Origin of the sequence: Pelotomaculum terephthalicicum JT (genome assembly GCF_022410535.1) — a bacterium.
Taxonomy (GTDB): Bacteria; Bacillota; Desulfotomaculia; order Desulfotomaculales; family Pelotomaculaceae; genus Pelotomaculum_D; species Pelotomaculum_D terephthalicicum.
This window is the reverse complement of the sequence record NZ_JAKNBL010000069.1, coordinates 1-7,246: the sequence shown is the minus strand read 5'-3', so window position 1 is coordinate 7,246 and position 7,246 is coordinate 1. Positions and strand designations below refer to the sequence as shown.

Sequence of the window (7,246 nt, the reverse complement as noted above, 5' to 3'; positions counted from 1 at the left end):
CTTCCGTTCCTCATCAGAAAGCCGGACATGGTATCTTACTTTTGGCAAGGCATACCCCTCCCTCCTGGGAAGAGTATAACATAAAAATAAGTTTTATTATAGATTCAGTGTTAACAAACTACTAGTTATATGAGTCCTGTTCCGAATGTCCTTGACCTGGAGCTTTAAAATATCCGAAACACGCAATCCCGTATTAATCCCCATTGTAAAAAGGATATAGTCCCGGTCTGACTGCCGTTTAAGGATTCTGTCATTGGCGGTGGTAAAATGACCCCATATGGCGGATGAAAATTGACCCCCCTCCAATAAAAAGGAGGTAACGAAATGGGTCAAGCGGAAACCTTCTTCCATGATAATGAACATGGGAGAGAGAACCAGATGTTAACACAGGATCTATGGACCGAGATCCGCGTCATGCGCAAAATGGGGAAATCTATCAAAAAGATCTCCAGAGAGCTAATGATTAGTAAAAACACTGTCAGAAAAGTATTACGCAATGAGCTTTATAAACCATATCGACGGAAAAACTGCAAACCGGGCCTGCTGTCAGAATTTATGCCATTCCTTATTGAACGGGCTCCGCAGTTGGACTTTAATGCCACCAATCTCTTTAGGGAACTGAAAAAGTTAGGCTATACCGGAGGCTACACCCTGGTTAAAGAGGCGGTGCGCCCACTCCGGGAAACCCACCGCCAGCTTGAGGCGGCAACAGCCCGCTTTGAAACCCCTCCCGGACTGCAGGCGCAGGTGGATTGGGGCAGCAAGAAGATCATGCTCGGAGGTTGCCTAACCAGAGTCTGCATCTTCGTCATGGTACTGGGCTTCTCCAGGGCCATATATGTGGAGTTCACACTAGATGAAAAGCTGCCCACGCTGATCGCCTGCCATGAGCATGCGTTCGCTTGGTTCGGAGGTATTCCGGAGGAGATTCTCTATGACAACCCTAAAACCATTGTCCTTGACCGGGCTACTGCAAATGCCAGGATCAATCCTAAGTTTGAAGACTTCTGCCTTTACTACGGCTACACTCCCCGGCTATGCCAGCCTTACCGCGCCCGCACAAAAGGTAAGGTCGAGTCGGGTGTGAAGTACGTCAAAAGGTCATTCCTTGCCGGGCAGGAATTCCCATCACTGGCCTCTGCCAACGAGCAGGGCTTGGTCTGGATCAGGGAGGTGGCTGACCAACGAATCCACGGCACTACCCACGAGCAGCCGGCAGCACGTTTCCGGCGGGAAAACCTCCGCCCCCTTACCAACAGACCGCCATATTTTTTACAAGTTTGGCAGATGCGCAGGGTGGCCACCGACTGCTTGGTTTCTTATACTCGGTGCCCTGGAGATATGTGCATCAGACTGTAGAGTTGCAGGAGCGTGGTGACCTGATATCTATCTACCACCAAGGCGTGCTGATCGCCACTCACCGAAAGGCAGAAAGCAAGCACCAAGTAATTATAGATATGGAGCACTATTGGGGCCTGTCAAATAAACATGATGCCACAAAGAAGACAGCTCCTCTGCCGGAGGTCGAGGTCAGAAGCCTGGATGTCTATGCATCACTGGCTGAGGGAGGTGTTCTCGTTGGATAACCCGCAACTTCTCAGAATTCAGGAAAACCTCAAAGTGCTGAAATTGCACCGTACTAGCCAGCAACTCGAAATGCTACTCCAGGAAGCGAGCAAGAACGAGGTGTCATACTCCGACTTCTTGGACAAGCTGTTGGAGGAAGAGATCTCCCTCAAGCATGAGAAGCATATGGCCCTAAGCACCGCATTGGCCAAGTTTCCTTACATCAAGACCCTGGAGTCGTTCGATTTTTCATTCCAGCCATCTATAGATCCGAAGATCATCCGTGAGTTGGCTACCTGCTCCTTCATCGACAGGGCGGAGAACTTGATCCTGCTGGGCCCTCCAGGTACGGGGAAGTCGCACTTATCAGTGGCTCTGGGGTTGAAAGCCATCCAGAAAAAGTACCGGACACTCTTCATCCCGGCCACTGCTCTGATTGCTTCTCTGAACAAGGCATACGCCGAGAACCGCCTGGAGGAAAGGCTCAAATTATACTGCGTTTCCAAACTGTTGATAATAGACGAGATCGGCTATGTTCCGGTTGATGTCCACGGTGCCCATCTCCTGTTCCAGTTAATCTCCAGGAGGTATGAGAGGGGTTCCATTATTTTGACCAGCAACCGCGGCTTCGGGCAATGGGGAGAGATCTTTGGTGATACGATCATCGCCACCGCCATCCTAGACCGCTTGCTTCACCATAGCACCGTCATCAACATTAAGGGTGAGTCCTACCGGTTAAAGAGAAGCAACGCGCCGGACTGATTAGAAAATCGCTGGATGTATCTTTAGCTGAAGGGGGTAGTCTATTACCAACCCTCTCCTAGACTATCTTTTTTAAACTGGGGGGGGGGGCAAAATTCAAGTGCCAAAAAGGGTCAATATTCAAACGCCATTGACAGATTCTTTATTTTGGGTTATTTTTTGCTCCAGATCCCTTCGCTGGTCGTTAAGGGTGGAGATAATTAATTGGTACTTGGACTCTGTTTCTTTGGACTCGTTCATTTTTTCTTGGAACATTTGGATACCCTCCATTTCCGTAGTTAATTATCCATGCTGAATTTATCATCGTCGTCGGTAAGTCCTAATTGCCGCCGGAGTTCTTCTATTTCGGCCTCAATATTGGCGTTACTCCTGGGATCATCGTCCTCGGCTTTAGACCTTGCCATTATATCGAACCCCTCGCGGATAAGTCCCAATGTTTTAAGGTATAATTCAATACTCTTGTTGTTCCCTGCTATGGCCTTTTTCGTTAACGTGTCAAGCACCAGGGGTAATGAGTCACCCATGATCTCAATGCTCCTTCTTCGTTGTTCGGCTTGAAACTCCGGGAGCTTCCGCCACCTCCCCAGAGTTCTTACAGAAACACCCACAGCCTGGGCGATCTTGGAGTATTTTACGTTGGAACCTCGCTTTACCAATAGGAACTCTATTGCTGTTTGCATCTGAGTGGTTAACTCACCTTGCTTAACAAGTTTTGGATGTCACTTTTTTCTATCCCCCCTTCTTTTACAACGTGGGCAGCAACCGTTAGAACTGAAATAATCAGATCATCTGCGGCAAATTCATCACGAATTTTCGACTCTACTTCCGGCGTAATTACCCTGGAGCCGTGTTCAATTCGGCAGAGATAGGACTGGGATATATTCAATCTTTGAGCGAACTCCTTCTGGCATTTTAAGATTACTGCGAACCATGCGAACAATATTACCGTTCAATATCAATAGACTCTTCACCCCTTGCATTAAAATTGACATTGAGGCACATTAAAAAAGGCGACCGGCCTCGTTGTTGGAGCCAATCGCCTTTGAAAGGAGAGTCTGCCGAATGATAGGAGAAAAATCTGCTCTCTATTATACATATGTTTCTAGCATTGCTTTTTACAAGTTACATATATTATTCTCTTGACCTTAAAACAACTGCCCCTGCTCCTCGACCAACTCCCAAACTTGATAATAGTTTATCCCTTCTACAAGGCAGCATATATTCGTCTCATCTCTAATTCCTGCATAGGATTAATGTATAGTATTTACTGTGTTGTTATTATCTTGTATTTATTTTATATTGCTATCTTTTTACACAAACAAGAAGGAAAAGTTAATTTCTTGTGGTAAATATTGCTATACCAGATACTATTTCATTCAATGGAGGAGAGTATTATTGATAAATGCAAACCCATATCTTGAACGATATTTATTTGAGAAACTAGGAGCTTATTATGAGATCAATCCATTTGAAGCCGGATGCAACTTAAATAACGATGAAGAATCCACTAAACGCTATTTAGGTACTTATTTTCCAAGAAGTTATGTTGAATCTTACCATATCTATCAAAATATTCTAAATCAACTCATGTTAAATTCCCTAACAGCAAATCAAACTATAGAGATTCTTGACATTGGTTCGGGAACGGGTGGCAACTTATTTGGTTTATTAACTGTATTAAACGAACGAATAAAAAATGCTACTATTAACATACACTCTATTGACGGAAACCCTATAGCACTCAATTATCAAATAAAAATGTTAACTGACTTTTATAGTTACTGCCCGCAAAATGGAAATAATATTTATCTCAATCACTACTCCAAAAATTTCCCCAACAAGAATTATATCATTCCTCTGATAGATAGATTGAATTTTAATATAGGATTCGATATAATACATAGCTTTAAGTTCGCTAATGAGTTTTATAATCAAGATAGCATTCTAAACCATGGTACATATTTAGAAATGTTAAGAGTTGGGCATCAATACTTGCGTCCCAACGGATTAATGCTAATTGAAGATATGACTAATGTGGTAGGCAATAGCGATTTTAATGCTATTATTATGAGCAATGAATGCAAATATTTTTTTAACAATTATGAGATCGACTTAGTTTATATACTTCCAAAATCTTGTGCCCTGTGGTATAATATATGTACAAATTCAAGTTGTTATTCAAAAATAGAATATACAATATCGCATAGGGGTATTAGAAGAGATATTTCCAAGGTTACTTTTAGACTTTTTGTTAAGAACCCTTTAGTCCAACAACTTTTTAACCTAATCGCTAGTCAGGGTATTAATTGTTATCAAATATCTGAAAGAAATTATTGTGAGGGTTCAACTTATAGGTGTGGTATTGATTTTCCCCCAAGCAACGTTGTAGCTGATGCATTTTTCCTATGAAATATTAGAAAGGAACAGATAAATGATTTTTAGTGTTAGTAGAAGAACAGACATACCTGCCTTTTATAGTAAATGGTTTTACAACAGAATTAAAGAAGGTTTTGTTTTAGTAAGAAACCCAATGAACAGTAAGCAGATTAGCAGGATAGACTTAAACCCTGAACTAATTGATTGTATTGTATTTTGGACCAAAAATCCAAGGCCGATGCTAAAATATCTCCATTTATTAAATAAATATACTTATTATTTTCAGTTTACTTTAAACTCATATGACAAAACAATTGAAGTTAATCTACCGAGCAAAAAATCTATAATAAATGATTTTATTCATTTATTCATTACATTAGGGAAGAATAGAATAATCTGGCGTTACGATCCTATTTTAATTTCGGATAAATTCAGCAAAGAATATCACTACAAATGGTTTGAATATTTGTGTAAGCTTTTACACCCATATACAAATAAATGTGTAATAAGTTTTATTGATGTCTATGCAAAAGCTAAAAGAAACCTAAAGCATATAAACTTGAAATCTTTAAGCGATTTGGATATGTGTGAAATCTCTTCTCAACTTTCTAAAATAGCTTATAATTATGGGTTAATAATTGAAACATGTTCTGAGATGATAGACTTTGAGAGTATTAAAATACAACATGGAAAATGCATTGATGATATGTTAATTTCTCAGCTACTTGGGGAGAAGATAGTCATAGAGAAAGATCCAAATCAGCGAGAGATTTGTGGATGCGTGAAAAGTATTGATATTGGAGAATACAACAGTTGTAAACACAGTTGTCTATATTGTTATGCAAATTTTAATCAAACTATGGTATCCAGGAATTGGGCCTCGCATGATGATGAGTCACCCATATTAATTGGACAGATAAATGATAATACAAAGATTCACAATAGACCTATGATATCTTACCGTAGTAAACAACTCAGATTTTTTGAAGAATAAATGTAGAAGATAATCCACCCACGAGGTTAAAGAAATCAACAACTTACTATCGAATATTACTTTAATAAGCCCCCGAATGAATTAATCTGCTTAACAATACGTTCATTCAATATTTTTTCGTAGAACTTTTTTAATAATAATAATTTCTACAAATTTAATATTCTCTTGCAAAAGAGTAATGCTACTGTTAAACTGTCATCAGCAGGACAATCCTCGTTTTACAAACCATGATGTATCCAAATTTCACGAAAAATATGTTCCGTAACAATCCACGGAAGGATACAGCCACAAGGCTTCCAGCGATTTTCGCGTGGCGACGCCAGACGAATTTCGTTTGAGGGGCGTGTGGGCAACCGTACGGGTTCAAGTCCCGTCTCCGACACCAAAGCCTTTAAAAATAAGGACGAAGGATTTATTCACGTCCTTATTTTTTTGTGGCGTGTTGGATGGTTAAAATAGGCGTATTCAATAAAATAAGGGAAAAACGTTGAGGAGGCTAAAAATGTTGGGAGGCAAGATATTCCAAAATCTCTGTTAAAATCCTTTAAATTAGTGGATATTTTCATTGGGTTAGAATATAATAAAGTAAGAAAGTTAAACTTTATTATTTGGAGATGAAGAACATGCTAGTAGAAATAAAACAGAAATCCCAGGTGACAATTCCTAGTGAACTAGTGAAAAAACTCAAGCTCAAACCTGGCGATAAGTTAGAAATAGAAGAGAAGGATGGTTGTTTGATTATTACCCCCGTTTCCATTATTCCCCGGGACCAGATGTGGTTTTATTCTAAAGAATGGCAAGCGGATGAACTGAAAGTCGAACAACAAATACGGGAAGGCCGGGTAAAAACGGCTAAAAGTAAAGAGGAACTATTGAAAGGGCTGGGGTTGGATGAACTATGAACCTATACTACTCTGAGCTTTTTGCCGATAAAGTTAAGCAGCTTTCGCTAGAAGTAAAAGAAGTATTGAAGAAAAAGCTTGAACTGTTGATGGAGAACCCTCGTCATCCTTCGCTTCGCACTAAAAAAATACGGGGGCAAGAGCGTATATTTGAGGCAAGCATTACCATGGAAATTCGTATGACCTGGGAATATACAGAAGACGGCATTTTATTAAGAAATATCGGGGAACATGATAAGACCTTAAAGAACCCATAAAGTTTATTCTAGCGTATTATTTAATCTATTTGTAGAAAAAGCAATATTCGAGTTGAAAATACCTGAGCTTCATTACCCTTTTATTTTTTAAAACGTGTATTCCTGACGCTTCCTAAATGAAATGACCCAACCAGAAAAAAAGAATGCTGAAAAAATGTTAAAATATCAGAAGAAACGTGGATTGATATAAATATTTGAGCAAGGTTGGTTTTGATAAATGAAAAAAACATTATTTATTTGTTTGCTGATTACGCTTTTTATGTTAGGAGCATTCCTGTAATTATTGAAAACGGCCTTTGAAAAAAGAGACGCCCATCAATACAATGGTAATGTGCTGATCCCGACAAGAAAGGCACAAAACCAGATTGAGGAGGCGCCTCTATATGAAG

At 40.0% G+C, this 7,246-nt stretch carries 10 protein-coding genes; 7 read left to right on the top strand and 3 right to left on the bottom strand.

Going from position 1 to position 7,246, the window contains the following annotated elements; genetic code table 11:
* Positions 1-324 precede the first annotated feature (324 nt).
* Genes istA through istB form a run of 3 tightly spaced genes read left to right on the top strand, consistent with a single transcriptional unit; the run spans position 325 to position 2,328 of the window.
* Complete coding sequence (gene istA, locus L9W92_RS18240; protein ID WP_240085170.1) at positions 325-1,359, top strand: IS21 family transposase; 1,035 nt, start codon at positions 325-327, stop codon at positions 1,357-1,359.
* Entirely contained in the window at positions 1,344-1,586 is a 243-nt protein-coding gene (locus tag L9W92_RS18235) for a Mu transposase domain-containing protein (protein WP_240085169.1), read from the top strand. Before istA ends, L9W92_RS18235 begins: the two co-directional genes overlap by 16 nt.
* Positions 1,489-2,328 carry an IS21-like element helper ATPase IstB gene (gene istB, locus L9W92_RS18230; protein ID WP_376741832.1) on the top strand — a complete coding sequence of 280 codons (840 nt, stop codon included), beginning with the start codon at positions 1,489-1,491 and terminating at the stop codon, positions 2,326-2,328. The genes L9W92_RS18235 and istB overlap by 98 nt, the downstream gene beginning before the upstream one ends.
* Positions 2,329-2,448: 120 nt before the next feature.
* Here istB and L9W92_RS19075 read toward each other — a convergent pair whose 3' ends face one another.
* Genes L9W92_RS19075 through L9W92_RS18220 form a run of 3 tightly spaced genes read right to left on the bottom strand, consistent with a single transcriptional unit; the run spans position 2,449 to position 3,268 of the window.
* The gene (locus L9W92_RS19075) at positions 2,449-2,583 is read right to left on the bottom strand and encodes a hypothetical protein (protein ID WP_282442416.1); all 135 of its coding nucleotides are present in this window, start codon (positions 2,581-2,583) and stop codon (positions 2,449-2,451) included.
* Positions 2,584-2,606: 23 nt separating this feature from the next.
* Complete coding sequence (locus tag L9W92_RS18225) at positions 2,607-3,008, bottom strand: phBC6A51 family helix-turn-helix protein (RefSeq protein ID WP_240085167.1); 402 nt, start codon at positions 3,006-3,008, stop codon at positions 2,607-2,609.
* Positions 3,009-3,016: 8 nt separating this feature from the next.
* The gene (locus L9W92_RS18220) at positions 3,017-3,268 is read right to left on the bottom strand and encodes a helix-turn-helix domain-containing protein (RefSeq protein ID WP_282442415.1); all 252 of its coding nucleotides are present in this window, start codon (positions 3,266-3,268) and stop codon (positions 3,017-3,019) included.
* Between the two features lie 455 nt (positions 3,269-3,723).
* On the opposite strand from L9W92_RS18220, the gene L9W92_RS18215 reads away from it, so the two are divergent.
* The 4 genes from L9W92_RS18215 (at position 3,724) to L9W92_RS18200 (ending at position 6,857) form a co-directional block, all read left to right on the top strand.
* A complete protein-coding gene (locus L9W92_RS18215; protein WP_240085165.1) occupies positions 3,724-4,737 on the top strand; it encodes a hypothetical protein in 1,014 nt (337 codons plus the stop codon).
* 22 nt (positions 4,738-4,759) lie between these two features.
* Positions 4,760-5,698, top strand: a complete 939-nt coding sequence (locus L9W92_RS18210) for a DUF1848 domain-containing protein (RefSeq protein ID WP_240085164.1) — start codon at positions 4,760-4,762, stop codon at positions 5,696-5,698.
* Positions 5,699-6,321: 623 nt separating this feature from the next.
* Positions 6,322-6,600: an AbrB/MazE/SpoVT family DNA-binding domain-containing protein gene (locus tag L9W92_RS18205; protein ID WP_240085163.1), complete on the top strand. Its 279-nt coding sequence runs from the start codon at positions 6,322-6,324 to the stop codon at positions 6,598-6,600.
* A complete protein-coding gene (locus L9W92_RS18200) occupies positions 6,597-6,857 on the top strand; it encodes a hypothetical protein (RefSeq protein WP_240085162.1) in 261 nt (86 codons plus the stop codon). Before L9W92_RS18205 ends, L9W92_RS18200 begins: the two co-directional genes overlap by 4 nt.
* Positions 6,858-7,246: the final 389 nt, after the last annotated feature.

What these genes read in the sequence shown, in the direction of transcription:
- L9W92_RS18200 (WP_240085162.1), top strand. Translation starts at nt 6,597, where the DNA reads ATGAACCTATACTACTCTGAGCTTTTTGCCGATAAAGTTAAGCAGCTT.
- istB (WP_376741832.1), top strand. Translation starts at nt 1,489, where the DNA reads ATGATGCCACAAAGAAGACAGCTCCTCTGCCGGAGGTCGAGGTCAGAA.
- L9W92_RS18205 (WP_240085163.1), top strand. Translation starts at nt 6,322, where the DNA reads ATGCTAGTAGAAATAAAACAGAAATCCCAGGTGACAATTCCTAGTGAA.
- L9W92_RS18210 (WP_240085164.1), top strand. Translation starts at nt 4,760, where the DNA reads ATGATTTTTAGTGTTAGTAGAAGAACAGACATACCTGCCTTTTATAGT.
- L9W92_RS19075 (WP_282442416.1), bottom strand. Translation starts at nt 2,583, where the DNA reads ATGTTCCAAGAAAAAATGAACGAGTCCAAAGAAACAGAGTCCAAGTAC.
- istA (WP_240085170.1), top strand. Translation starts at nt 325, where the DNA reads ATGGGTCAAGCGGAAACCTTCTTCCATGATAATGAACATGGGAGAGAG.
- L9W92_RS18225 (WP_240085167.1), bottom strand. Translation starts at nt 3,008, where the DNA reads ATGCAAACAGCAATAGAGTTCCTATTGGTAAAGCGAGGTTCCAACGTA.